At 36.9% G+C, this 26,181-nt stretch carries 19 protein-coding genes and 1 tRNA gene; 9 read left to right on the plus strand and 11 right to left on the minus strand.

Annotated elements, in window-relative coordinates; all coding sequences use genetic code 11:
* Positions 1-459 precede the first annotated feature (459 nt).
* From C1A06_RS00005 to C1A06_RS00020, 4 genes are all read right to left on the minus strand, one after another.
* Positions 460-3,120, minus strand: coding sequence for a DEAD/DEAH box helicase (locus C1A06_RS00005; protein ID WP_159461360.1), 2,661 nt, complete (start codon positions 3,118-3,120; stop codon positions 460-462).
* Positions 3,121-3,122: 2 nt separating this feature from the next.
* Complete coding sequence (locus C1A06_RS00010) at positions 3,123-4,106, minus strand: Hachiman antiphage defense system protein HamA (RefSeq protein ID WP_101688170.1); 984 nt, start codon at positions 4,104-4,106, stop codon at positions 3,123-3,125.
* Positions 4,107-4,316: 210 nt separating this feature from the next.
* On the minus strand, positions 4,317-5,513 hold the full coding sequence (locus C1A06_RS00015) for a site-specific integrase (RefSeq protein WP_101688562.1): 1,197 nt from the start codon (positions 5,511-5,513) through the stop codon (positions 4,317-4,319).
* A gap of 115 nt (positions 5,514-5,628) precedes the next feature.
* Positions 5,629-5,701 (minus strand) — tRNA-Lys (locus C1A06_RS00020).
* 144 nt (positions 5,702-5,845) lie between these two features.
* Between C1A06_RS00020 and queC the strand changes: the two genes are divergently transcribed.
* From queC to C1A06_RS00035, 3 genes are all read left to right on the plus strand, one after another.
* A complete protein-coding gene (queC, locus tag C1A06_RS00025; RefSeq protein WP_101688171.1) occupies positions 5,846-6,505 on the plus strand; it encodes a 7-cyano-7-deazaguanine synthase QueC in 660 nt (219 codons plus the stop codon).
* Positions 6,502-6,975, plus strand: a complete 474-nt coding sequence (gene queF, locus C1A06_RS00030; RefSeq protein ID WP_101688172.1) for a preQ(1) synthase — start codon at positions 6,502-6,504, stop codon at positions 6,973-6,975. The genes queC and queF overlap by 4 nt, the downstream gene beginning before the upstream one ends.
* Before the next feature lie 244 nt (positions 6,976-7,219).
* Positions 7,220-8,590, plus strand: a complete 1,371-nt coding sequence (locus tag C1A06_RS00035) for a phage tail-like protein (RefSeq protein ID WP_101688173.1) — start codon at positions 7,220-7,222, stop codon at positions 8,588-8,590.
* A gap of 75 nt (positions 8,591-8,665) precedes the next feature.
* Here the strand turns inward: C1A06_RS00035 and C1A06_RS00040 are convergent, their stop codons facing one another.
* From C1A06_RS00040 to C1A06_RS00055, 4 genes are all read right to left on the minus strand, one after another.
* Positions 8,666-8,878 (minus strand): hypothetical protein, encoded by a 213-nt coding sequence (locus C1A06_RS00040; protein ID WP_101688174.1) that lies wholly within the window; start codon positions 8,876-8,878, stop codon positions 8,666-8,668.
* Between the two features lie 18 nt (positions 8,879-8,896).
* The gene (locus C1A06_RS00045; protein ID WP_101688175.1) at positions 8,897-12,289 is read right to left on the minus strand and encodes a DUF2135 domain-containing protein; all 3,393 of its coding nucleotides are present in this window, start codon (positions 12,287-12,289) and stop codon (positions 8,897-8,899) included.
* A gap of 148 nt (positions 12,290-12,437) precedes the next feature.
* Complete coding sequence (proS, locus tag C1A06_RS00050) at positions 12,438-13,919, minus strand: proline--tRNA ligase (RefSeq protein ID WP_101688176.1); 1,482 nt, start codon at positions 13,917-13,919, stop codon at positions 12,438-12,440.
* Positions 13,920-14,089: 170 nt separating this feature from the next.
* Entirely contained in the window at positions 14,090-14,611 is a 522-nt protein-coding gene (locus tag C1A06_RS00055) for a hypothetical protein (RefSeq protein ID WP_101688177.1), read from the minus strand.
* A 293-nt stretch (positions 14,612-14,904) separates the two neighbouring features.
* Between C1A06_RS00055 and C1A06_RS00060 the strand changes: the two genes are divergently transcribed.
* From C1A06_RS00060 to C1A06_RS00070, 3 genes are all read left to right on the plus strand, one after another.
* A complete protein-coding gene (locus C1A06_RS00060) occupies positions 14,905-15,600 on the plus strand; it encodes a YjjG family noncanonical pyrimidine nucleotidase (protein WP_245871971.1) in 696 nt (231 codons plus the stop codon).
* Positions 15,601-15,732: 132 nt separating this feature from the next.
* Positions 15,733-16,671, plus strand: coding sequence for a glycosyltransferase family 8 protein (locus C1A06_RS00065; protein WP_101688179.1), 939 nt, complete (start codon positions 15,733-15,735; stop codon positions 16,669-16,671).
* Positions 16,672-16,768: 97 nt separating this feature from the next.
* Complete coding sequence (locus C1A06_RS00070) at positions 16,769-17,701, plus strand: glycosyltransferase family 8 protein (protein WP_101688180.1); 933 nt, start codon at positions 16,769-16,771, stop codon at positions 17,699-17,701.
* 24 nt (positions 17,702-17,725) lie between these two features.
* Here the strand turns inward: C1A06_RS00070 and C1A06_RS00075 are convergent, their stop codons facing one another.
* Positions 17,726-18,670, minus strand: coding sequence for an EamA family transporter (locus C1A06_RS00075; protein WP_101688181.1), 945 nt, complete (start codon positions 18,668-18,670; stop codon positions 17,726-17,728).
* Positions 18,671-18,854: 184 nt separating this feature from the next.
* Here C1A06_RS00075 and C1A06_RS00080 point away from each other — a divergent pair, with 184 nt between their 5' ends.
* The gene (locus tag C1A06_RS00080; RefSeq protein ID WP_101688182.1) at positions 18,855-21,626 is read left to right on the plus strand and encodes an alpha/beta hydrolase family protein; all 2,772 of its coding nucleotides are present in this window, start codon (positions 18,855-18,857) and stop codon (positions 21,624-21,626) included.
* Positions 21,627-21,718: 92 nt separating this feature from the next.
* On the opposite strand, the gene C1A06_RS00085 is transcribed toward C1A06_RS00080, so the two are convergent.
* Together C1A06_RS00085 and C1A06_RS00090 are read right to left on the minus strand one after the other, a co-directional pair.
* The gene (locus C1A06_RS00085; protein WP_101688183.1) at positions 21,719-22,216 is read right to left on the minus strand and encodes a flavodoxin; all 498 of its coding nucleotides are present in this window, start codon (positions 22,214-22,216) and stop codon (positions 21,719-21,721) included.
* Between the two features lie 292 nt (positions 22,217-22,508).
* Complete coding sequence (locus tag C1A06_RS00090; RefSeq protein WP_101688184.1) at positions 22,509-23,891, minus strand: tyrosine phenol-lyase; 1,383 nt, start codon at positions 23,889-23,891, stop codon at positions 22,509-22,511.
* A gap of 354 nt (positions 23,892-24,245) precedes the next feature.
* Here C1A06_RS00090 and C1A06_RS00095 point away from each other — a divergent pair, with 354 nt between their 5' ends.
* Together C1A06_RS00095 and kduI are read left to right on the plus strand one after the other, a co-directional pair.
* Positions 24,246-25,325 carry a LacI family DNA-binding transcriptional regulator gene (locus C1A06_RS00095; RefSeq protein WP_101688185.1) on the plus strand — a complete coding sequence of 360 codons (1,080 nt, stop codon included), beginning with the start codon at positions 24,246-24,248 and terminating at the stop codon, positions 25,323-25,325.
* A gap of 7 nt (positions 25,326-25,332) precedes the next feature.
* Positions 25,333-26,175, plus strand: coding sequence for a 5-dehydro-4-deoxy-D-glucuronate isomerase (gene kduI / locus C1A06_RS00100; protein ID WP_101688186.1), 843 nt, complete (start codon positions 25,333-25,335; stop codon positions 26,173-26,175).
* Positions 26,176-26,181 lie beyond the last annotated feature (6 nt).

Genomic DNA, 26,181 nt, shown 5'->3' on the forward strand with positions numbered 1-26,181 from the left:
GTTAAAGAAACTGAAAAAATGTTAGCAAGAGAGACTAACATATAACTCTTTTACGTTCTTTGAAAATCCTTCCTTACCGGTATACTTTTCAAATCCATTGTGGTATACTTTTCATTTATTATATACATATTGATGGGAAGCCGTATTATACTAAGATACATGGCAAGGGAATGGATGGTTTGAGTGAAATTCTAAGCAATACTAAAACAATTATAGGCAAAATTAAAGAGCTTTGTAAACGAGTTGGAGGCAAAAGTTTTTTAGTTGAAATGTATTCTGTTTATCATTTAAAATCTAATAACCTACAATTAAGTACAGTATACCATTATAGTTTAGTAGAGTAGATTTTGTTCATTACAATTAAGCATTATAATAAAGTATTAAAATTCTTATTTGTAAACGATGGAGCATATTAAATCCGAAGGAGATAAAACTTTTGCATGGGATATAAATTCCTAGCTATATTTTCAACGAATCAATAAAGTTATTTTGTTTTAAGAACTTATTATATATCGGATCTAATCCATCGATATATGTTTGTTTTTTTAACCAATCAAACACGTCAGTATCTGCCTTGCATTCATCAGTTTTTTTGAATATCCTAAATAGTTTTATAGCTATAGTCCTAGGTATTCCATTAGTTATTAGTGATATAATCAACGGTTCTTGAGTGCCTAATTCTAACTGAATTGGTAGTGCAAGTGATAATTTATACTCTTCTTTCTCTTCTTCACTTAATAGTTCATTCAAAATGTCAGTTAGTAGTTTTAGATACTTTAAAAGAGAGAAAGTAATAACGTTGGAGTTTATTTTTATAACATCTTTAATAGCCTTATTTATATCTTCTATTTTATTTGTATCTATCCAATTTTTATTGGTTTTCATTTCTTCTGTAGAGAAGTACTGAATTCTATTTGATATAAGTTCTTTTATACTTTTACTTTCTAACCATTTTATTGCATTAATACAAATAGCATTTGTATTCAATGAGATTTTATCTTTTATTAATATCTCGTATGTTATATTGTACATAGCATCAAGTCTATTTATAATAGAATCTAATTGCCAATAAAAACTTTTTTGAGAATATATCAATTTTTCGGACATTTCTCGATTAAAGGTTTCTAGAAAATTTGAGTTCGGATGTATTACCCATTGAGCTATGCCATCTTCTTTTATTCGTTTATAAAGCTTGTCTTGTAATAAAGGGTCAATTGTTGGATTTTGCCTTATAATAGAATATGGAATAGTAACATCTTTAACAGAATCGTTTATAGTAGCTATTATTTGTTGTTTTTTTTCACTATCAATATTTTGCTTGTCAAGAAAAGTATTTAAGGTTTTATCCCTATTTAATGCTCTGTTTCTTAGTGATGTAATTAGATTTTTAATCTTTGGTATTGTTTTCCTCCCTTCTGTTTCAGATAAATCGTCAACTGTTATTTCTTTTATTACTTTTGAGCTAAAAGGTATTACTTCTTTTGTATAATTAGCACTGTAATATTGTTCTGCCCATTCGGTTTTGTTATCTTGACTTAAACAGTATATAGTTCCGTACAAAGAATTACTTAATCTCCCTGCACGTCCAATGAGATTGCCAAATTCAAAGTCAGAAAGTGGATTGTTATTCTTTTTAGCTCTTACGATAAACAAGTTGTCAGCAGGAAGATTAACTCCTTCAAGTAATGTTGATGTGCAAAATAAAGTATTAATTATACCCTGTTTAAACAACGACTCAACTTCTTTACGAACGAATTCAGGTAATGAACTATGATGAAAAGCGACTCTCTTTTTTAAACATGGTATTAAATAATACTGTTCATGGATTTCTGTTTTAATATATCTTATAAGATCTGTTAATTCCGTTTCTAGTTTATCTTTTATCTCTATTGTATCAGCATATTTTAAAGCCCATCTTTCTGCATAATTACCATCGGAACTATAAATTAAGTTACAATCATCATTGGTAGATAAAACTTTTATTATTGATGATAAACCACTACCTATATTTTTGTCAAACATCTGTTTAATGTTAGGAATCTGTATAACGTTTGTTAATGTAGATGTTGTGCTTTTACTATCATATAATTTTAAAGAGATGTCGTCTTTGCCTAAATCTAAAATTATTTTTAACTGAAATACTGGCGATAGTTGAGTATATATATTTGTACTTTTTCTATTAAAAAGCTCGTTATATATTTCTCCAGGATTTGAAATATAAGGACCTGCTGTAATAATTTTAATATTTTCTTTTTTGATTTTGGCTAACTCTTCGTAAACATATTCGAACAAATTACCTCTTCCTTGCTCATCTTCTACGTTCTGTATTTCGTCAATAAATATCAAATCAGGCAGTTGCATCCCAAGTTTTGAGTTTATTATTTTAATAGTCCGTTCTGGTGTTATAACGTAAATTAATTTCTGATTCTCTTCTTCTTCATTTTTGTCTAAGAAGGCATTCTTAATTATAACATCAGGCAACTCTAATCTAAGTTCTTCGCTAACTTGGTTAATCAAAGCTTTAGATGGAACAATGTATAATACGCAAAACTTATTATTATCATTAATTATATCTTCGATATATTTTTTTAAAATAAAAGATTTACCTGAAGATGTAGGAGCAGAAATTGATATATGTCTTTCTTTTTCTAAAGACTTTAATAAGTTTTTCTGGAAATCTGTTAATAAGTACGGTTTGTTATTAATGCAAAAAGAATTGTCTAGTCTCTTATCCATTAATTCTTTCGTTAATATAACATCTTCGTTAAAGTGTGAGGACTGCTCAAACGTCTCACTTTCACTTAATAGTAATCCTTTTAAGAAATTAGTTGCAGTTAGATTACCTATTCTAGAAAATAGTATGTACACAATTTTTAAAATTGACACATCACTATTGTTATTTAAGAACAACAAAATAGCAAAATCTTGTACTTTTTTTAGATGAGTTTCATCATTACTTCCTGCTAGAATAGAAGATATCCATATTGCTTTTCTTAAATCACTATCGCTAGTTTCAATCGCATTATGAATATTTATTTTACGACTTAAAATCTTTATTATTTGTTGATTAATAACAGAATTAAGCGTTTGATGATTATATAATTTATTATAATGTTCCATTATCATTTCGAATATTCTACTCCATGTATATTTTGATACATTCCGTTACGAAACAAATCTATATTATTGAAAGGAAATATAAAAAAGTCAACATAGACTTTCCCTATCGAAGGATAAAATTTGATTTTTTTGTTTATCAAATCTATTAAGTCTACTTTCTCTTTTTCTAAAAAATATTTGATAAGTTCTTCTATTTTTTGATTGGTTGTAGCTTTCTTTTCTATAGCATCAATTTTAGCAGTATTATACATTATTAAAATAGGATGTACTAAAACTTGATTTCTAAATGAATCAGTGTTGGGGGTAAGTCGTTCATATATTTCATCAAAATCAGTATCTGAATTATCAATTGATATTGTGTTTTTAGCTACAATATATTCCATTTTATTTACTACAGCCTGCACTTCTGGTGCGTGAAATCTATTTAACGAGCTAAAGGCTTCATCAAATGCATCACTACGTCCTTGTTGTATTTTAGATTCACCTATAAATCTAGCTGGTTGTATGTTGTCTCTTTCAACTTCGTAGTTACCTAAAAAAATGCCATCACCACCTTTTACTTGGTCTTTTCCGTTTGATAATCCAGTTATTTTATGTGCAACCATCTTGCACTTTAAGACACTTTCGCATAAAGCAAATAATAAAAGTTCGCCATATTTGCCATCCGTTGAAGGATCTTTTTTTCCAAAAAAAGCTTGAGCTTCTTGGTATAATGCTATATCTTTTCTTTTTATAGCTTGCTTTTCTCCAACTTTTAAAGATAAGGTATTTAGCACATCCTCTTTAGCTTGTTCGCTGTGTACATAATCTACAATCATATATCCTAGTTCTTCAATAAGAGAATCACATGAAAATGATGTACCATTAGCTTTTGGAGTATATCCTCTAATAGTTATTTTATGTTGTTTTTCGTTAAAATGACAGATTAATTGGCGAGCAACCCAATCTGTATCTATTTGTATTTTCTTTTCCCAATCAATGCTCATTAAAGAATGTTGTGTTTTATTTTATATTAGTTAGTCCAAAGGTAAATAAATTTAACTGATTTATAACAAACTACCAGATTAACAAGTGTTTTCTATTAGTGTTAAATGAAAAATATTGATTCTTTTTTAATAAAGAGGATAAAATTTGAAGAAGGTATATAAAATATACTTTTCTCAAAAAATATCCTCTCCATAATTGCAGTTGATAATTTATAACAAATTCTTCATAGCTTCATCAATCTGACTATTTTCAAAGCTGTCTAAATAGATTTGAGTAATCTTTTCAGAGCTATGACCTAATGATTCTGAAATGATAGAAGTATTCACACCAGAGCGTTTTAATACTGTAGCATAGGTATGGCGAGCGACATAGGTTGTGAGATCAATAGGTATGTTTAATTCTTCTCCTATTCGTTTTAGATATCTATTCACATTTCCTATGACTTTATGAATTCGGTTAGCCTTCTGTTGATCAGATTTATGAAAGTCGGATAGAATAGGGAATAGGTATTTGCTGTTTGAATTATAACGTTCAATAATCTCCATTGCTCGGTCTTGAATTGGGAGTTTAATTAGTTTTTTTGTTTTTCTTCTTGTATAAATTAATCTGTTATCAATGATATTATCTTTTGTAAGATATGACATATCTACGAAATTAATCCCTCCAGATAAATAAGAAAAGTAAAATAGATCAATAGATAACTGTGTGTAATAATCAGTTGCTTTGTGATTGATTATTAATTCAATTTCAGCTTTGTTGATAGACCGTTTGAGTGTGGTTTCTTTGAGTTTAGATACTTTGAACGTTTTAAAAGGATAGTATTCAGCTTTAACTAGATTTTCGCTTATTGCTCTATTATACAATGTCCTTAGAGTCCGAAATTTAACTCCGATTGAATTTTGCTTTAAATCCTTTGCTCTAAGAAATGTCTCAAATTGTCTTAGCCATGCAACATCAATTTCCGAAAAATAGATATCCAAATGCTTGTTAAAGTCAACAAGTGAAGCTTTAAGGAATATATAGGTGTTTGCATATCCGTATCTTCTTTCTGCTTGTAAACGTTCTATTTCAGCATCTAGAAATTCTCCTACAGTTTCTTTATTATTTTGAGTAATAACTTTCTCAACCAATTTAGTTGCTGTAAAGTCTTTGTTTTCAGATTTAAATTCAATTATTTGATCTGAGAACTCTTTAATTTTATCGGAAATCAAATTATTGATGAAATCTTTATTGGGACAATTCCTTCGTGGTTTGTTCTTATCGAAGTCCCAATATTGGGGGAAAATTGATACTCCTAAGCTTTTATACTTCTTTTTGTTGTCTTTGCAGATACGAATCATTAAAGGATGCGAACCATCTGCAAGTGTTTTTGATTTGAATAACAATACATTAACTGTTGCATTCATGTGAGTTTTCGGTTTAACTCTTGGTTTAACTTTGAATTCTAAAACCACTATAAAACCAGCATATATCAAAAATAAAAAAGACCTACATTTGCATGTAAGTCTTTGATAATCAAGGTGACCTCGGAGGGGCTCGAACCCTCGACCCATTGATTAAGAGTCAATTGCTCTACCAACTGAGCTACGAAGTCGTTGGTGATACAAAAGTATAATAATTATTTTCTCTGAAAAAATAAATAGGCCTTAAAGTCCGAAAAAAAGTAATAAATTTGCAGTCGAAAAGAATAACTCTTCTCCGTGTAGCTTAGGAATAACCACGTAAAAAACAAAGAATCATGTATAAAGAAGAATCTGCACTTGTATTATTTTCAGGAGGTCAAGACTCTACAACTTGCCTCTATTGGGCTCTGAAAAACTTTGGAGCAGTACGTACCCTATGTTTTACGTACGGACAACGACATTCGAAAGAAATTGAAGTAGCGCAGGCACTTGCCGAAAAAGCAGGAGTCCCATTCCAACTACTGGATGCATCAATTATCAGTCAATTGTCAGTCAATTCATTAACAAATAGCGAAGTCGTAATGGATCAGGAACAACCCGAAGGATCGTATCCGAACACATTTGTTCCGGGGCGAAATCTATTATTCCTGACATTTGCTGCAGTAATAGCCCGTTCGCATGGAATCAATCATATCGTAACAGGAGTCTCAGAAGCTGATTATAGTGGCTATCCTGATTGTCGCGATACATTTGTCCTTTCGGCAAACGCAGCTATTAACCTGGCTATGGATGAGCATTTCAGAATACATACGCCACTTATGTGGCGCGATAAAGCTGCAGTTTGGCAATTGGCAGATGATTTAGGTGTATTCGACCTTGTGAGAAATGAAACACTTACGTGCTATAACGGTATTATTGCCGATGGATGTGGACATTGTCCATCATGTAAATTGCGTAAACATGGATTAGAAACATATTTAAGTATTAGAAAATGAGCGAAAAAATAGAAGGACTCAGCCACCTTGGCGGAGCAACAGTATATAAAGACGATTACGCACCTGAAGTTCTAGAAGCATTCGTCAATAAACATCAGGATAATGATTATTGGGTAACATTCAATTGCCCGGAATTTACGAGTTTATGCCCAATAACTGGACAACCAGACTTTGCAACTATCTATTTAAATTATATTCCCGATGTGAAAATGGTTGAAAGTAAGGCATTGAAGCTTTATTTATTTAGTTTTCGTAATCATGGAGCATTTCACGAGGATTGTGTAAACATCATCATGAAAGACCTCATCAAACTAATGGATCCTCGATACATAGAAGTTGTAGGAGTGTTTACACCACGTGGTGGAATTAGCATTTATCCATTTTGTAACTACGGTCGTCCGGGAACTGAATACGAGCAGATGGCAAAAGAACGTTTGTTGCGCCACAATCCACAGCAAATAAATAGATAATTTTAAGGGCTATATATTCATTTTTGTTTACTTTGTAAAATTAAATGAAGACTCTTGCTGTTTAGGTAAAATACTTAGGTTTGTAATCGATAAATATGGAGGATTGGACTATAAGTGTAATTAATTTTATATTATGCTTGAGTAGACCTAACTTTGAAAAGTAAATCCTTGACATGAGTATAATTGTTAGAAACTAAATACTTTTAATTGAAGCTTTTCAGTTGTTAATACATATATAGAAGATATGGCTACACATTATCTACGTAAGAAAGTATCGTTCAGATCATTTTTATTAATATTCTTTCTTGTTTTAAGTGGTACAAGCCTCTTGGCACAAGTGACAATCGGGACAGGTAAGGAACCCAATGCCGGAGCATTGCTCGATCTGAAGGAAAATGCTAATCTGGGGCAGAATTCTACACGAGGGTTGCTACTTCCACGTGTTGCGCTTCAAAACATTAACAGTATAAATCCCATATTGGATGCAGACACAGCTGGTAGCTCTATATTGTCACTCCATTCGGGTTTGATGGTTTTTAATATGACAGACGATTATGCAGCTCAATTATGCCGTGGTGTATATGTCTGGACCAGTAGTGCTTGGAAACGTCTGAACCAGCCTTGCTGTTTCCAACTGAAAGAAGTAGTTATAACCAATCCATCGTTGAATTTCAATAGTGGCGAAACTGCTGTTTTTGAAGCAATGGTCAGAAATCCGCTCGATCTTCAAGATCCTAACCTGGAATATGAGTGGTATTTGGATGGTGTGAAAGTTCAAACGCGTAATTCAGAATCTAGCTTATCGTTGCCTTTGACTATGAGTCATGATGGGAAACAGATTTCGGTAAAGGCATATAACGAATGCTCCGAAATTACTTCCCGTGATTATACGATTACAGTAACTTCTGTGTGCCAAAGTATAACTAATGTTGTGATCAAGAATAATTACGAACGTGCTGATTTTAGGTTTGCATCAGGCAAAGAAGTTTGGTTTTATGCAGATGTGCAAGATGAGCCTACAAGCCCGATCGAATATCGTTGGGAATGGACATATGGTGGACAAACATATGTCTATACTGACAATTATTTTAGTGCTGTAATGAATAGCAATCATAAAGATTCGAAGTTGAAATTGACTGTTTCGAACGACTGTCCGTCAACGGCAACTGACGAAGTGGTATTGGATGTATATACAATTCAATGTCCTGAAGAATCAGAAAAATACAATAGGGTTCCAGACTTTACTAAGTTTGCAGGATGGAATCAGCCACAATATACAATTTCAATCAAAGAACTGGAGGGTTATACAAAAGCAGAACTGGATGCGATGGATATACAAATACAATGGTATAAGAAACAAATCAGATATTCTGATCCTCAATTTATAGATGACAGATTTGTTCCAATAACAGGAGCAAATGAGCCTCAACTAGTTATTACGATTGCAGATTATTTTGGTGGAGATAGCCGAGATATACTCAATTTCGGTGTTAGAGTTACCGGTAACGGAGTGAATTTACTAGATTGTCCTATTAATAATGGTACGATGTATTATAAGCTGATATCAGGTGGAGGTTCGGATGTATTAGGTAATATTCAGAACGAAGCTTGGTAATTGATTTCTGATATCTATATAATATAAAAGGTCATCCTTATTGGATGACCTTTTATATTATGCTGCAATTCGATACTAAAATGAAGATATAATCTTATATCCAAGATATATCAATGCTGCAAGCATAGCTATCCCAACAATCATATCGGGAAGTTCATTTGTATCCCCATTGTCTAATATTCTTTTTGCTATATCCTTTCTTCCGATCAAACGAAAGAAAGAATATCTTGTAAATGCTCCGAGAATGTTGCAAATAAAATATAAAAAGAATTCTGCTATAATTTCCATAGATTCACCAATATCGGATTACTTAACTGTAAATTCTAAGACTATTTTATCTCTTTCCTCTTCATCGTCATCATCCGAATCATATCTGTCGTTGTATCTGCTGAGTTGTACAACCTTCCTGCTAACTTTCTCATTTGGTCGTCCCCAATTGCGATAGACCGTAACATATGATTTAGGACGAGATGCAGTTTGTGTTCTACTCGAAGAATAATAATTCAGTTTTACCTTATACTTACCTGGAGTAGCATCGCGTAAAATATACATTTCTGGGCCATATCCATCTGTTACATCCTTAGATAAATGACCTCCGATTGATGTATTCTTATTACTATAATAACATGTTTCGCCCGAAGGTTCCAGTATATGTAAATCAATATCGGTGTCAGGTATATTCCAGCTTACAACTATTAGTATGTCTGCTTCGTCCGATTCGTCAAAGTCGTTGCTCTCTAGTGTATCTTCTGCTACCTCCTCCAGATATAAAATGAATTTTTGTGCATAATTCGAGAGATTATCTATCGGTAATTTTTTTAATTGTCTCGCATATTTTCGGAATTGTATTGCGGCTACATCTTTGATGTTTCCGTAACTACTATCCCAGTCTGTAGTAATTGTCAAGTAATAGAATATTAAAGTCAAATCGATGTTGTTATTCGTTTTACTCAGAGCTTCGGCTGCAGTCAGATAGGCAAGGCCGTCTTCTTGCCTCCAATCTATAATACGCTTCATCATGTAATAAGCATGATCGCCCATGCCCCAGTCCAATGTCGTTTGGGCTACATCACGTATAGCCTGAATGTCGGACGGGTTGCGTTCTACTACCGAACTGAGCAAACGTAGTGCGCTGGCTTTCCCTCTCGATCTGGCGCGGCTTTTGGCCATTGGCAGCAAGCGGTCGAAACGGATATCGGTATCTTCCAGAAGTTCTTTCTCCTGATCAGATTGTTCGCTCGCAAAGTATACGCCGAATCTTCTATTCTCACGATTTACAGAAAAATTATTTTCAGGTATATCGTTCAGGTATTCTCTGAACTCTTCTGATATGTCTACGTTCGGTCCATCGTCATCCAAACGTTCTATCCATGCAATGAAATCGGCTTTGGCATTAGATGCTACGGATGTTGAACTCTTTTCTTCAAAGTCTTTCATGAGTGTCGAAACGAAGTTTTCTTCAACGTAATCTTCTGCATCATCATCTTCTATGCCGAAACGTTCGTAATCCCAATCCGATTCCAGCATCAGCAACGAAGTGTATACACCAGGCACTCGGTAATAGGTCGAGTAGTTTACGGCAGCTTCTTCGGCCATAAATCCCATATTGTCGAGATATGATGAGGCAATCTGCCCATAAATTCGCGAAACAAGTGTCGATTCTATTTTGTCTTTAACTGTATAAGATAGCTTTTTAGTTTCCTCGCCATTGCTGACCGTAATGTCAATATTTCCTTCAGGAATCTGTCGTCCGGCGAATATCAGTTTTTGACCATTATACAGCTGCGTTGGATTACCCGAGATGAGAAAATCTTCAACATCCTCTACCTTGATATCTACAATATTCCAAGGTTTGTATCTGAATGATTTTGCTGTCAGCTCGGCTTCTTCTTCGCCCGTAACGGTAAATGCATAGCCATTAGTTTGCCTGCTGATATAATTCAATACAGCCGTATTCGTTCCCGACAATCCCGTCTTGTAGGTGTGTACTCTGTCGCCCGGATACAGCATCGAAGCAAATTTGTACATATTCGTTTCGCCCCAATTGCAATCGCCGTCACTCATCAAGAAGATATGTTTTGCTCGGTTTTTGCCATTTTTTAGCCAGCTAGGATGCGATGCTTTCTGTAATGCCAAAGCCAGATCGGTAGCTCCTTCGAGTGATAGAGTACTGGCATACTCGAGGAATCGTTCTTTGTTGTAAAAGTTGTTTTTTTGATAATAGTTGGCGTACCATTTTTCGTCGATGCTGAACGAAACAACAGCAAAGCGTTTGATAATATCACGGTTTTTATCCAAAACTTCATCAATCAGTTTTAACCAGACATTGAACTTGTCAGGATTAGAACTGATCGACGCATCAAGAACAAAGATTGCATCTTCGGGTATATTTTCTTGCGGTACTTCAGGTAAAGAAACTTTGTAGTTTAGAGCGAAGTAAGGGATGTCCAATTTTTCTTCCAAGGCTGAATTATATCTAAGCTCGTCCTGAACTAGCAATACAGGCTCAGTGCTATTGTAGCGAATGGTAAATGTCTTTTCTTTCGGATTCAGGACTGAATAGTGAATTCTGTCAGTCGACTTTTCTTTGATATCCATTATTGGAGATATATCGATGGGCAGTTCACTTGTATTGTGTGCTACGATATCTACTCTCAGATCTTTTTCGGCTGTTGGAAGATCCAGTATATATTCTCTGAAATCTAAGGCTTCGACCATATTCATATCATAACCTATTGCAACACGATGCAGTGTTTTGTCTTCCAGAGGGTAGACTTTGCACGTAAACATGTCGGCGCCACTCCATTCCATCAATGCAGGGTCTACTTTTTCGCCGACAATCTGTTCGTAAGCTTTAGCTGCCTTTTGTTTCGATACGATACGGGCTTCTTTCACATTCCTCCAATATGCATCATGCTTGTTTATAACACTCTGATAATTCATGTTGAAGTTTTTCAACTGAGGGGAGGCGAAAGGTATAAGTTTCGATTGTTCTTTATCATCTTTGTCTTTATTGATATAGCTGGTTCTACCGAAAGCCATGTAATAAGGCGTAGCTTCGGTCGGTAATTTCAGTTTGAACATACCTTCGAGCCCCGATCCTTTGTCGTTGTAGAAAAAGCAATCGAGCAATACGCGAACCCTGAAGCCATCAATTTGTATTGTCATTTGTGCCGCTTCTAGCGGAATAAAATCGTTGTCTCCAACTTCTAGGCGGATTGAGTTGTCTTTCATGCCCGATCGTTTCCATGTTCCAGCAACTTTACTTTTTTCGCCCTCTGTTTTTGAAGTCATGGAGCGTGCAGCTCCATATAACCTAGAAGAGCCTGTGACAGACTTTTTTGCAGATGCACCGAAACCCGTAACTACCACTTCTTCTAATATCATATTTTCCTCTTCCATGTAGATGGTTATGTTGTTTTCGGGGGTAATATCGAACTCAACTTTTTTCATCCCAATCAGCGAAATAATCAATGTTTTGTGTGTAGGGCTGGTTAGTGTTATCGAAAATTCTCCGTCAATATCAGTTGCTGTTCCAATATTGGTATCTTTAATCATAACTGATGCTCCGATGACCGGCTCATTTGTATCTCTTTCTAGTACTGTACCTTTGATTGTACGTTGATATTGAGCGCTCAATGTGCTTGCTATCAATACGAGTGACAAGCATGTGAAGAATCTTAAAAGTCTGTTTTTCATATAACAATGGGTTAGGGTTGAATGTGTTAATATTCCTTATTTTTTAAAAATAGACAAAATTTCCCGATTTCGGGTAATAGTGGCTACCTAAAAACAAAAAAAAGAGTGCCATTGCTGACACTCTTTTCTTATAATATTATTAAGCGTATTAATATGCTCTTGCAAATGCTACGCGCTGAGCCGATGGCTTACCGGTAACCATACACACTCCCGGAGTTTTGTCTCCTTGAAGAGGAATACAACGGATAGTTGCTTTGGTTTCAGCTTTAATCTTTTCTTCAGTCTCAGGAGTTCCATCCCAGTGAGCCATAACAAATCCGCCTTTTTCGATTTGTTCCTTGAACTCATCGTAAGTATCAACAGTTGTAGTTGTTGATTCGCGGAAATCAAGCGCTTTTTTGTAAATATTTGCTTGGATATCGTCCAATAGATTTTTGATATACATATCAATACCATCCATCGAAACAGTTTCTTTTGTTAATGTGTCACGGCGAGCAATCTCAACCGTTCCGTTTTCCATGTCGCGAGCACCGATTGCCATACGTACCGGAACACCTTTAAGCTCGTATTCCGAGAATTTCCATCCCGGTTTTTTGTTATCTGAGTTGTCGTATTTAACGCTGATGCCAAGAGATTTCAACGATTTGACGATTCCGTCAACACGCTCGTTGATAGCAGCTAGTTGTTCTTCTCCTTTGTAGATAGGAACGATTACCACTTGGTATGGAGCTAACTTTGGAGGCAGTACTAGACCGTTGTCGTCTGAGTGAGCCATGATAAGAGCACCAATCAGACGAGTAGAAACTCCCCATGATGTAGCCCAAACATATTCCATCGAACCATCTTTGTGAGCATATTTCACATCGAAAGCTTTAGCAAAGTTTTGTCCCAAGAAGTGAGATGTTCCTGACTGAAGCGCTTTACCATCTTGCATCATTGCTTCAATAGTATAAGTGTCAACAGCTCCGGCAAAACGTTCCGATTCCGATTTCACACCACGTAGAACTGGCATAGCCATATATTCTTCGGCAAAAGTTGCATAAACTTCCAGCATACGGCGTGCTTCTTCCTCAGCCTCTTCGCGGGTAGCGTGCGCTGTGTGTCCTTCTTGCCAAAGGAACTCGGCAGTACGAAGGAAAAGACGCGTACGCATTTCCCAACGAACAACGTTAGCCCATTGGTTGCAAAGGATTGGCAGGTCGCGATACGATTGAATCCAATTGCGGTATGTATTCCAGATGATTGTTTCGGATGTTGGGCGAACAATTAGCTCTTCTTCCAATTTCGCTTCGGGGTCAACTATCACGCCTTTTCCGTTAGGATCATTCTTTAGACGATAGTGTGTTACCACAGCACATTCTTTAGCGAAACCTTCTACGTGATCGGCTTCTTTGCTAAGGAATGATTTTGGAATAAATAGCGGGAAATAAGCATTAACGTGACCAGTTTCTTTGAACATGTCGTCCAACTGACGTTGCATTTTCTCCCAGATTGCATAACCGTATGGTTTGATAACCATACATCCGCGGACAGCCGAATTTTCGGCCAAGTCGGCTTTCATAACCAAATCCAGATACCACTGACTGTAGTCTACACTACGCGAGGTAAGCTCTTTTAATTCTTTTGCCATTTTTTATATATCTATTGTTTTTTGTTGTCAAAATTTTGCTGCAAAGGTAGTAAATAGCTGCTATATATTTGCATTTAAATCTGGCGAATATATTGAGGGAATATAAAAAGAAGAGCCGATTCTGAAAACAGAATCGGCTCTTCGAAATATAGTATTTAGGTATTTGGGTCTTAGTTGTATGGTTCAGCAACTAGTGTTGACTCTCCTTCAGCATTGAAAGTTACTAGAACTTTTTCAACACCTTCGAACTCTGCGAATTCGTTTGAGATATCTTCAGTTAAAGCCATTTTGTTTTCTCCTGTAGCTTCAAAGCCATAAGCTCTGTTTTTTAGAGTATTGCCAGCTTCCATTGTGCTTTTCACAATTAGTTTCACGCTGTCTTTAGTTGCTTCGAATGTACCGCTTTCTTTACCACCATTGAACTCTGCTTCGTATTTTCCGTCAGTGAAGAAAGTTACAGATTTTAATATAGATGGTGATTCGTTTATTGCAGCTTCTACAGCTTCAATCAGCTCAGGGTTTTCTGTCTCTTGATCTGTTAATACGATTTCTGAACTATGATCCGTAACAGTCCATACTGTTTTCATGTTTGGAGTAGGTATTTTGTCATCATCGTCATCGCTACATGAAGCGAAACCTAGTGTTAATGCTACTGCTGAAATTGCGAAAATTGTTGTTTTGAAGAAATTCATAAGTTTAAGTTTTAATAGTTTATACTTTGTTTATTTTGTAATCTTTATTTCCGGGTTACATTTCTAAGATGTGAAAAGTTGAAATTGCTGCATGATAAAATGAAAAAAATGATCATTTTAACTTTCGTTCACCTATCTATTGTTTTATTAATATTCTTTTCTAGTCTGTTGCTACTGTTTGTAATGATTTGTATATTAGTTGTTTGTGTTTTTGTAGCTGACATGCTTATATCAGAAAATAATAAACTATAATTTCGTATCTTTGTAGTCAGAAAAAAGAAGTAAGCATAACGATGAAATACAATACCGTATTAATAGATTTGGACGATACACTGATCGATACAATAGGAAATACCGAGGTGACAATTCGTGAGATATATGACGATTATAATCTGAGCGAATACTTTGCATCTTTTGATGAGTTTTTTGTAAATCATTATCGCCCGAATAATATTCGTCTTTGGAAAGCTTACGAAAAACAGGAAATATCGAAGCAGCAGTTAATGGATGAACGCTTTGTCGGAGTTTTTCGCGAAGTGGCTGATATCTCGGACGAGCGTGCTCAGGTTATGAATCAGGATTTTCTGGGACGTATTGTTCTGAAATCGTCGTTGATAGATGGAGCTGTCGATCTGTTGGATTATCTGAAATCTAAATATCGTTTGTGTGTTCTGTCGAACGGCTTTTCCGAGATGCAATATGTCAAGATCAAAAGTGCTGGTCTGGAGGGGTACTTCGACGAGGTTGTCCTTTCGGATGTAGTGGGGATCAATAAGCCACAAGTCGGAATTTTCGATTATGCACTTCGTAAACTGAATGCCGGAAAATCGGAAGTGATTATGCTTGGCGACAACTATTCGTCAGATATCGTAGGGGCACACAATGCCCATATTGAGCAAATCTGGTATAATCCGAAAAAACAAGAGGCTGCAGATTTCAGTCCAACTTACACCATTGAGCATCTGTCGGAGGTGAAATCTATACTCTAAGCCAATATCAAGCATAAAATATACGATCAGTCTATTGTAGTGTGATAAAAAAGAAGTAGGTTTGTTACACAATACAAAGAACCAAGTTGAATAATAAGAAAAACGAGTTGACCTATCATAATAATATAAAATATGGATGTAGTTTTTTGTACCGATAATAATTATCTAATGCCTTGTGGCATTGCTATAATTTCATTACTCGAAAATAATAAGAACAATGATGTAGCTGTTCATGTAGTCGGAAAAGAATTGACATCCGAAAGTAAGAAACAGATCGGAGATATTGTGGGAAAATACCAACGAGCTACAATCCAATTTTATAATATTACCGATGAACAGTTGAGTAAATATAATTTACCGGCTACGGCACCGCATATCAATGTATCTACATATATCCGACTTTTCTTATTCGATATTTTACCGATCAGTATTGAAAAAATTATTTATCTCGATTGCGACTTAGTCGTTGTCAACGATTTGGCAGATATGTGGAATACCAATATAGATAATTATGCAATAGCGGGCGTTGTCGATTCGAGCGAGCGCACGGAAGAAGCTTATCTGAAATCGCCTTATGCAGATCCGATGAAATCGCATACATACGTCAATGCCGGAGTATTGTTGATGAATCTGAAGTATTGGAGAGAAAATAATACATTAGATAAGCTGATGACTTATGTTGACGAAAACTCAGCCCTGATCAAATATGCCGATCAGGATATATTGAATGGAGCACTTCCTGATGCGATATACAGATTGCCTGGGCGTTATAATATTCATCTGTTTTTCTTTTGGGATAGATTCAAAATTCTGGAACTTTTTCGCGGATATATGGATGAAGGATTAAAAGATCCGGCTATCATTCACTTTACTACCGCTATGAAGCCTTGGAACAAAGGCTGTGTGCATCCGCTGAGAGACGAATTTCTGAAATACAAAGCACTATCGCCTTGGAAAGATCAGCCTATCACATGGGGTAATTTATCAGCAAGTAAAAAAAGAAAATATTATAAGAGATTGATCTTGAGTAAGCTTGGATTTAAGAAATACAGATCATTGAAACCAGCCTAAGATCACAGTTAATATATTAAAGAATTCAGAAAACTTTTTCAAGGGTTATCGAGGCCTGCGGCAAAAAGTTTATTCACAGAATAAAATAGTTAAAAATATGGATGTAGTTTTTTGTTCGGATGATAATTATGTGATGCATTGCGGTATAGCAATGATTTCTATGCTCGAAAACAATAAGAATGCCGATATTGTAACTCACATAGTCGGCAAAGGAATTTCTGACGAAAATAAGGCTGTGCTGAAAGGAATATCGGATAAGTACAATGCTCAGATAAAATTCTATAACATATCCGACGAAGAACTCAATAAATACCCATTGCCACCAACGCCGCTTCATATCAACGTTTCGGCATATATTCGACTTTTCCTATTCGATATTCTACCGCAAGAGATAGAGAAAGTTCTTTATCTGGATTGCGATTTGGTAGTTGTAGACGATTTGTCCGATTTGTGGAGTATCAATATCGATAATTATTCTGTTGCCGGAGTTATCGATTCGAACGAATATACAGAAGCTGACTACTTGGCAAGAAAGTTCGATCCATTGAAATCATATACTTATATCAATTCAGGTGTTATGCTGATGAACCTGAAATACTGGCGCGAGCATAATGTGCTGGACAAACTAATTGCATACATACGTGATAATTATGAATCGATTCATTATGCTGACCAAGATACACTGAATGGGGCTTTGCCCGATTCCATTGGTTTCTTGCCTTTCCGTTATAATGTGCATCTTACATTCTTTACTAATAAATTCCGAGTGTTGGATGCATTCCAAAAAGAAATAGATGCCGCACTGCATGATATTGCTATCATACACTATACAACATCAATGAAGCCTTGGCTGAAAGGATGCGTGCATCCGCTGAAGGATACATTCTTGAAATACAAAGCGATGTCGCCTTGGAAAGATGTTCCTATCACATGGGGAAATCAACCAGGAAGTAAAAAAAGGAGATACTATAAAAGGTTGATTTTAGGTAAATTGGGGTTCAAGAAATATAAATCGGTAAAATTCGACTAAATACTCATTGTCCGAATTAGAAATCTATTTTTTGCGGTTTTGACGCCTATTTCGACTGAATATTCGTGCAGTAATATACACACGTGCATTGTGCGCCTCGTTGACTATCCGTCCGGATAGAACGATAAGTGTTACTGCTATTAATATGAGTGTAATTCCAACCATAAGACCAGTTGTTAGTGGCTCGTTGAACAGACCGACACCTATGACAACCGCCACAACAGGTTCAAGCGCACCAAGTACGGCTGTGATTGTAGATCCTACATACTGTACTGCGTAAACCATTGCGATGCACGAAACTACGGTTGATAGCATAGCTAGCATTCCTACATTGATCCACGCTTCGGTATTTGGCATTGTTTGCAAGCTGCCTTGAGCTAAAGATTTCACAAAGAAAATCAATCCGGCCGATAACATGGCATAAAATGTAAGCTTTGGTCCCGACATTGTACTTACGGCCGATTTGTTTATTACAATCATGTATAGAGCGTAGGTTACGGCCGAACCAACAGCAAATATAAATCCAATGAGTGGTATGTTGGATTCGGTGCTACCACCATTGAGAAGGTAGACGCCAATCAATGAAAGGGCTATCGATAACCACATGACCCATGATGCTTTCTCTTTGTAGATGAAAGTCATGATCAAGGCAACAAATACCGGATAAAGGAAAAGTATGGTTGCTGCAATTCCGGCCGGCATGTATTCGAAGGCCGTGAAAAGAAAAAAGGCTGACGAAGCAAACAAAGCCCCGAGTAAGAGTAGGGGAATACTTTCGCGAAAACTGACCTTGAAGTTTTCTTTCCGAAAGGCAAGGTATAATCCTATAAATAGGGCTGAAGTCAAGAAACGGTAAGTTAAAGTGGTGTCTACCGAAACTCCCATCGCCTTGAGGGGTAAGGCAAATAACGGAATTGTACCGTACGATGCCGATGATAGAATAGCTAAAAGATACCCTTTGAGTCTCATACCTTTTATAGTTTATTAAATTCAGCTGTAAAATTAGTCAATATTTATTGTCAAACTATCAAAAAGTAATTTTGTTTTCGTCTTTTGGTAGAATATGGATGATCTTTATATGTTTAATATTTTAACATACGGTTCTTAATCTTTATTTTTGTTCGATATAATATTAAATCAGAATATTTAGACCATGAGGAAAATCAGCATTCTAGTAATTCTTTTTCTTTCGATAGGCATCTCTTTCGTTTATTCGCAGAAGAAGCCATTAGATCACGATGTGTATGACACTTGGAAGAGTGTCGGTAAAGTAGCTATTTCTGACAATGGGCAGTATGCAATGAGCATTGTCCGCGAGCAGGAGGGAGATGATTATCTATTAATCCGCAATTTGAAAAGTAATACCGAATTGATCGTTTCGCGTGCATATGAGTTTACGATGGCACCCGATCAGAAACACGTCGTATCGTTAGTGAGGGCATCACATAAAGATATTCGTCAGGCGAAAATAAAGAAAGTGAAAGAAGAAAAAATGCCAAAAGACTCGTTGGTTATAATCTCTTTGACCGATTTTAGCAAAATTACGATCCCGAATGTAAAAGATTATAAGTTGGGTAAAGATCAGTCCGATTTCTTAGCTTATCGCATAAACGATACATTGAAAATTGTAAAAGACAAACCGAAGCCTTATCAGATGATTATCCGTCAGTTGACGACAGCCAAAGAAGATTCGGTGAAGAATGTGTTAAATTACGCTTTCGATGTGGATGGAAAGATGCTGGTTGCCAATATTGCAGCTCAGCCAAAAGATTCGTTGAGCAGGAATAATATCACACTTTTCGATTTGGTAAACAATAGTCGCAAGGTATTGTCGCAAGGTAATACGATCTATAAGCATCTCGAAATTTCCGAATCGGGAGCTAACGTGAGCTTCTTGGCGACGGCAGACAGTCTGAAAAAAGAAATAAAAGACTATGTGCTTTATCATTATAGCGATAAACAAGCGGTCGGAGATACAGCCCGAATTATTGTTCGCCATAATACGGCAGGTATACCTGAAAAATGGTCGGTGAGCGAGTATTTTAAACCCTATTTCAGTAAAAAAGAGAATCGTTTGATGTTGGGTACTGCACCTGTACGTCAGCCAAAAGACACAACAATTCCCGATTTCGAAAAAGCTACGCTCGATATTTGGCATTGGGACGAACCCGAAATTCAGCCTCAACAATTGGTGAAATTGAAAAAAACATTAGAGAAAAGTTATCTGGGGTATGTTGATCTGTCGAACGGAAAATATTTTCAGTTAGCTACCGAAGAAATTCCTCAGGTTGATATCTTGGACGAAAGCGAAGGCCGTTATGCTATCGGAATTTCAAATCTTCCGTATCTGAAAGAAACTCAATGGGATGTTCTCTCTCGTGCTTCACGTGATATCTGGGTGTTCGATTTACAGAATAATACGAATAAAAAGATCAAAACCAAACTATCATCGATGCTTAGCTATTCGCCAAAAGGAGGATATCTTGCTTGGTACGATATGGCCGATCGCAACTATTACAGCTACAATTTAGCTACCGGCAAAGAATTGTGCCTGACTGAAGGTCTAGGAGTGAATTTTTGGAACGAAAAACACGATACACCTAGCGTTCCTTATCCTTATGGCGTAGCGGCTTGGGTAGAAAACGATGAGGCTATCATAGTTTATGATGCGCACGACTTATGGAAATTGTATCTCGATGGCAATAAGAAGCCCGAAAATCTGACCAATGGTATTGGTCGTCAGAAAGACTTGATGTTGCGCTATGTGAAGACTGATCCTGAAAGTCGTTTCGTAACGAACAAAGAGAAAATCTTATTGACAGTCTTCGATAACAAGACGAAAGGAAATGGTTATGCACAAATTGTGAATAAAAAAACAAATATCCTGCTTGTCGATAAATTTGGATTCGATAAGAAAGCTTTTGCCAAAGCTAAGAATGCCGATGTGTATTTGTATTCGAAAGGAAATTTCAATACATCGAACGACTTGTATGTAACGGCTAATAATTGGAAAAAAGAAACTAAAATATCGGACATCAATCCGCAGATGAAAGATTATAACTGGGGTACTGCCGAATTGATGTCTTGGACTACTTTCGACGGTAAACAGACCGAAGGTGTAGTCTATAAACCCGAAAATTTCGATCCGCAGAAGAAATATCCCGTGATGATCTATTTCTACGAACAGGTAACCGATCGTATGCATTATTATATGTCGCCTGCACCAAGTGCTTCGATCATCAATATTCCGTTTTTCTGTAGCCGAGGTTATATCGTCTTTACACCGGATATTCTTTATACGGATGGGCATCCGGGCGAAAGCGCATACAATACGATTGTGTCGGGAGCCGAAAAGTTAGCTGAAAATTCTTGGGTAGATAGAGATAATATGGCAATACAAGGACAAAGTTGGGGAGGTTATCAGGTAGCATATCTGATTACTCGTACCAATATGTTCAAAGCGGCAGGTGCAGGAGCTCCGGTGTCGAATATGTTTAGTGCTTATGGTGGAATTCGTTGGGAATCGGGGATGAGCCGTCAATATCAGTACGAACAAGGTCAGTCGCGTATCGGCTTTACGATGTGGGAACGTCCTGATCTTTATACCGAGAACTCTCCCGTATTCTTCCTGCCTAAAGTAGAAACTCCGTTGCTGATTATGCATAACGATAACGATGGAGCTGTGCCTTGGTATCAGGGGATAGAAATGTTTATGGGCTTGCGCCGTCTCAATAAGCCTGTTTGGTTGTTGCAGTATAACAAAGAGGCTCATAATTTGAGACAACGTCGCAATCGAAAAGACTTATCTATCCGTCTGCAACAATTCTTCGATCATTATCTGAAAGGTGATCCTGCACCGAAGTGGATAAAGTCGGGAGTTAAGGCTACCGAGAAAGGTCGTGACTACGGATTCGATTTCGAGTAGCTAAGATCGCAGAAAATATAAAAAGCATGAGTGCAACAGCACTCATGCTTTTCTATTTAAAACTAAAAATCAAAGTTAATTATCAGGGCGTTTTAAAGAGCCGCTTTAAGGTCGGCAACCCAGTTGTTGACGCGCTCGTCAGTTTTGTCGTATTCGTTATCTTCGTCAATAGCCAAACCTACAAATTTGTCTCCTTCCACAGCGTCCGAATCGTCGAATGTGTATCCATCAGTAGAGACCATACCGATTACTTCAACTTTGCCTTTCAGAGCTTTGTAGATTACTGCCATAGCTCCGGCAAAACTAGTAGAGAATGAAGCGCTGTCGCCTAGTCCGAATAGAGCTACTTTCTTGCCCGAAAAGTCCATTTTTGCAACTTTCGGAAGTAGTGTATCCCAATCGTATTGTAGATCACCCACACCCTCAGTAGAAGCACCGAAAATCAGTAGATCGAAATCTTTTAGGCTATCTACCGATACGTCTTCAGCGTTGAAAAGTTCAGCTCCGCCAAATGCTGCTTCGATTTTTTCGGCTACAGATTTTGTAGTACCTGTCGAAGAACCATAAACTATTGCTATTTTTTTATCCATAATGTTGTTGAATTTGAAAGTTTCTTGTCTTGTGCCTATGCACTTGTCTTTGTGCGGTAAAGTAAGTAATAAATTATCAGAATCTCCACATTATGGGATATAGAATTTTTCTATTATTTAGATCGGTTCAAAATAATATGTTTGTGCAACTTATATGTAAAGCGTTAATTCCTAATTTGTAGCCTATTTTGTTTATCCGATTTATACAGATATTTATCAACGAAAAGGGTGCCCACTTTAGCAGAAGTGATGCACCCTTGGCTTTGTATAAAAGTAAGGCGGAAATCTCAGTTTAATCTATTTCTTCGAAACGTGCAGTGAAGAAACGAAGTTGTTTAGGTTCGTAGACGAAACGAAGTCCTTTTATAGTTTCTTTATGTTTATACAATCTGATGACTGCGTCGGCAACCACATCCATATGGCGATATGTATACACACGGCGAGGAATTGTCAAACGAACAGTCTCTAGTTTTGGGCGATGATTTTCACCCGTGTTCTTATCTCTACCTGCCGATATAATACCGCGCTCCATGCTTCGTACGCCCGATTCTACGTACAGATTAGCCGCCAAAGCTTGTGCTGGGAATTGATCTTGTGTAAGATGCGGGCAGAAACGGCGAGCGTCAAGGAATACAGCGTGTCCGCCAACTGGCTCAACTATAGGTACTCCGGCTTCTAATAGCTTGTCTGCCAAATAACGTACTTGTTTGATACGATGCTCGATATATTCATATTGCATAGCTTCTTGCAAACCGCGGGCCATTGCTTCCATATCGCGTCCTGCCATACCTCCATAAGAAGGCATACCTTCGTAGACAACTACCAATTCGCGTGCTGCTAAGAATAGATCGTCATCATTCACGCAAAGGAATCCCCCGATGTTGACGATACAGTCTTTCTTACCGCTCATAGTACAACCATCGCTGTAGCTGAACATTTCGCGAACGATTTCTTTGATTGTCTTGTTTTCGAAACCCGGTTCTTGTTCCTTTATATAATAGGCGTTCTCAACACAACGTGTTGCATCGAAGAAAACTTTTATATTGTGTTTTTTAGTCAATTCGCGAACGGCACGCATATTCTCCATCGATACGGGTTGTCCTCCGGCAAGATTTACAGTTACAGCCAAACATACGTAAGCAATGTTCTCTGCACCTTTCTCATTGATGATGTTTTCCAGTTTCTTTAGGTCTATATTCCCTTTGAACGGAACATTCAGCGTAGCATCGTGAGCCTCATCGCGGATAATATCTAAAAAGATACCACCATTTCTTTCTTGGTGATAGCGTGTTGTTGTGAAATACATATTTCCTGGAACGTATTGGCCCGGTTTGATGGCTACTTGCGAAAGCAGATTTTCGGCACCACGTCCTTGGTGTGTAGGTATTACGTTTTTGAAACCAAAGCAATCTTCTATTGTATTACATAGGTTTACGAAATTGCGGCTTCCGGCATAAGCCTCGTCTCCGATCATCATTCCTGCCCATTGATTGTCGCTCATGGCATTTGTGCCGCTGTCGGTCAATAGGTCAATATAAACATCTTCTGATGGAATTAGGAATGTATTGTATCCTGCTTCTTTGATGACTTTTTCTCTTTCCTCGCGGGAAATCATTTTTACGGGTTCAACGCTCTTGATGCGGAAGGGTTCCGCAGGGTACTTGTCTAAATTCATAGTAATTAATCATTTAAGGTTCAACTTCTATAAAAATACGAAAAATTATAAAGCAAAAAATAGCCTGAGAACCACGTGTCAAAGGTAGGTTACTGTTTTTTTGTTTCTTGTAAGTAGTCTTTTTTTTATAATTGCTCACTTTTTAGTTTCCGAAGTTCGCTAAAAGTGATTCTGTATGAGGATTTAAAGACGATTAGTCATTGTGTTTACTATATATGATTTAATGTTATTTAACTATTGCTATTGAATATTGTGTGCGCACACATATTGTATATTCCATAGTTAATACATATATTTGCCCAATATGTGGTTATTTTATTGGTTAAATTTGTGTGCGCGCACATTTTTATAAATATGACAACAAAATCAAACATAAGGATAGTAGACATCGCTAAGATGGCTGGAGTATCGGTCGGAACTGTTGATCGTATACTACATAATCGAGGTCACGTTTCGGAGGATAAACGCGAACGCGTCGAGAAAATTCTGAAAGAAATAGACTATCAGCCCAATATGGTAGCCCGTTTTTTGGCATCGAAGAAAATTTATACTTTGGCTGCCATTATACCCACATCTACAACTGGAAGTTACTGGGAATTAGCTAGTGAAGGAATATCACGTGCAGTGCAGGAATTGAGTAAATTCAATATCCGTCTTGAATACTTTCATTTTGATCAGTACGATCGGTCTTCATTTGTGAATGCTTCGAAAAAGCTTTTGAGAGAAAAGTTTGACGGTGCAATCATAGCGACCCTTTTTGGCGATCATGTGATTGATCTGTCTAAAAAACTGGATCATAAAGAAATACCCTACGCTTATATCGACTCGAATATATCGATGCAGAACAATTTGTTCTACTTCGGTGGCGACTCGTATGTCAGCGGACAGATTGCAGCTAAGCTATTGATACAAGAAGTAGGAGTGAATGCCGATCTGTTTTTCGCTCATATCAAATTTAAACATAGCGAAATATCGGTTCAGATGAAAACCCGCGAAAATGGGTTTATGGATTATCTGCGTAGCAGTAATTATTCTGGCCGTCTGCATCACTTGGAGTTAGATCCTGATAAAGAAAATGAAGCATTGCATAAATTGCGGGTTTTGCTCGATGAGTATCAAAATACAGCAATAGGCGGAATAGTTCTCAACTCGAGAATATACGAGCTAGTAGCGATGCTCGATAAATTAGAAAAACGCTACACCAGCAAAGTTCGCCTTGTGGGCCACGATGCAATCGAAAGTAATATAAAAGCTCTGAAAGAAGGTAAGGTAGCTTATCTCTTGTCGCAACGTCCCGATACACAAGGATACGATGCGGTTAAGGCTTTGAGCAACAGCTTGCTTTTCAGACAAGAATACGAGAAAGACAATTATATGCCAATCGATATTCTGATAAAAGAAAATATAGATTATTACAAAAATTATAAACTCTGAGTATACAATGAAAACGACAATCGAAGAACGTTGGGGTACGCACCCAAATGACGTAAAAAATTACGACACTACGCAATTGCGTAATGAATTTTTAGTAGAAAAGCTTTTCGAAGCTGATAGTGTATTAATGACTTATACGCACAACGACCGTCTTATCATCGGTGGTGCGCTTCCGGTTAAAGAAGCTCTTAAACTAGAGACTGTAGACCTAATCAAATCAGAATATTTCTGCGAACGCCGCGAAGTAGGTATCATCTGTATTGAAGGCGAAGGAACAGTAACTGTTGACGGAACTGTTTACGATATGAAATTCAAAGATGCTGTATATGTAGGACGCGGATCGAAAGAAGTAATCTTTTCAAGCAAAGATGCTGCTAATCCATGTAAATTCTACTTTGCATCGTCTCCGGCTCATAAAGCTTATCCAACAGCCCAAATTACAGAAACAATGCGTCGTACTCGCGATCTTGGAGCACGTGCAACATCTAACGAACGTCTGTTGAATCAGTTGATTCTAAGCGAAATCGTACCATGCTGCCAACTTCAAATGGGTATGACCGAATTGAAAGAAGGAAGCGTATGGAATACAATGCCTCCTCATACACACTCACGCCGTATGGAAGCTTACTTCTATTTCAAAGTTCCTGAAAACCAAGCAGTATGTCATTTCATGGGACAACCGCAAGAAACTCGTCACATCTTCATGGCTAACGAGCAAGCGGTAATCTCTCCATCTTGGTCAATCCACAGTGCAGCAGGAACAAGCAACTATACATTCATCTGGGCAATGTGTGGCGAAAATCTTGACTACGATGATATGGATACATTCACAGCTGACAAATTGAGATAAGAAAAA

The sequence above is a fragment of the Dysgonomonas massiliensis genome (assembly GCF_900240225.1).
Classification (GTDB): domain Bacteria; phylum Bacteroidota; class Bacteroidia; order Bacteroidales; family Dysgonomonadaceae; genus Dysgonomonas; species Dysgonomonas massiliensis.

Coding starts and splice junctions, on each gene's coding strand:
- queC (WP_101688171.1), top strand. CDS start 5,846: ATGTATAAAGAAGAATCTGCACTTGTATTATTTTCAGGAGGTCAAGAC.
- C1A06_RS00010 (WP_101688170.1), bottom strand. CDS start 4,106: ATGAGCATTGATTGGGAAAAGAAAATACAAATAGATACAGATTGGGTT.
- proS (WP_101688176.1), bottom strand. CDS start 13,919: ATGGCAAAAGAATTAAAAGAGCTTACCTCGCGTAGTGTAGACTACAGT.
- C1A06_RS00040 (WP_101688174.1), bottom strand. CDS start 8,878: ATGGAAATTATAGCAGAATTCTTTTTATATTTTATTTGCAACATTCTC.
- kduI (WP_101688186.1), top strand. CDS start 25,333: ATGAAAACGACAATCGAAGAACGTTGGGGTACGCACCCAAATGACGTA.
- C1A06_RS00075 (WP_101688181.1), bottom strand. CDS start 18,670: ATGAGACTCAAAGGGTATCTTTTAGCTATTCTATCATCGGCATCGTAC.
- queF (WP_101688172.1), top strand. CDS start 6,502: ATGAGCGAAAAAATAGAAGGACTCAGCCACCTTGGCGGAGCAACAGTA.
- C1A06_RS00015 (WP_101688562.1), bottom strand. CDS start 5,513: ATGAATGCAACAGTTAATGTATTGTTATTCAAATCAAAAACACTTGCA.
- C1A06_RS00080 (WP_101688182.1), top strand. CDS start 18,855: ATGAGGAAAATCAGCATTCTAGTAATTCTTTTTCTTTCGATAGGCATC.
- C1A06_RS00085 (WP_101688183.1), bottom strand. CDS start 22,216: ATGGATAAAAAAATAGCAATAGTTTATGGTTCTTCGACAGGTACTACA.
- C1A06_RS00070 (WP_101688180.1), top strand. CDS start 16,769: ATGGATGTAGTTTTTTGTTCGGATGATAATTATGTGATGCATTGCGGT.
- C1A06_RS00060 (WP_245871971.1), top strand. CDS start 14,905: ATGAAATACAATACCGTATTAATAGATTTGGACGATACACTGATCGAT.
- C1A06_RS00095 (WP_101688185.1), top strand. CDS start 24,246: ATGACAACAAAATCAAACATAAGGATAGTAGACATCGCTAAGATGGCT.
- C1A06_RS00065 (WP_101688179.1), top strand. CDS start 15,733: ATGGATGTAGTTTTTTGTACCGATAATAATTATCTAATGCCTTGTGGC.
- C1A06_RS00035 (WP_101688173.1), top strand. CDS start 7,220: ATGGCTACACATTATCTACGTAAGAAAGTATCGTTCAGATCATTTTTA.
- C1A06_RS00090 (WP_101688184.1), bottom strand. CDS start 23,891: ATGAATTTAGACAAGTACCCTGCGGAACCCTTCCGCATCAAGAGCGTT.
- C1A06_RS00005 (WP_159461360.1), bottom strand. CDS start 3,120: ATGGAACATTATAATAAATTATATAATCATCAAACGCTTAATTCTGTT.
- C1A06_RS00055 (WP_101688177.1), bottom strand. CDS start 14,611: ATGAATTTCTTCAAAACAACAATTTTCGCAATTTCAGCAGTAGCATTA.
- C1A06_RS00045 (WP_101688175.1), bottom strand. CDS start 12,289: ATGAAAAACAGACTTTTAAGATTCTTCACATGCTTGTCACTCGTATTG.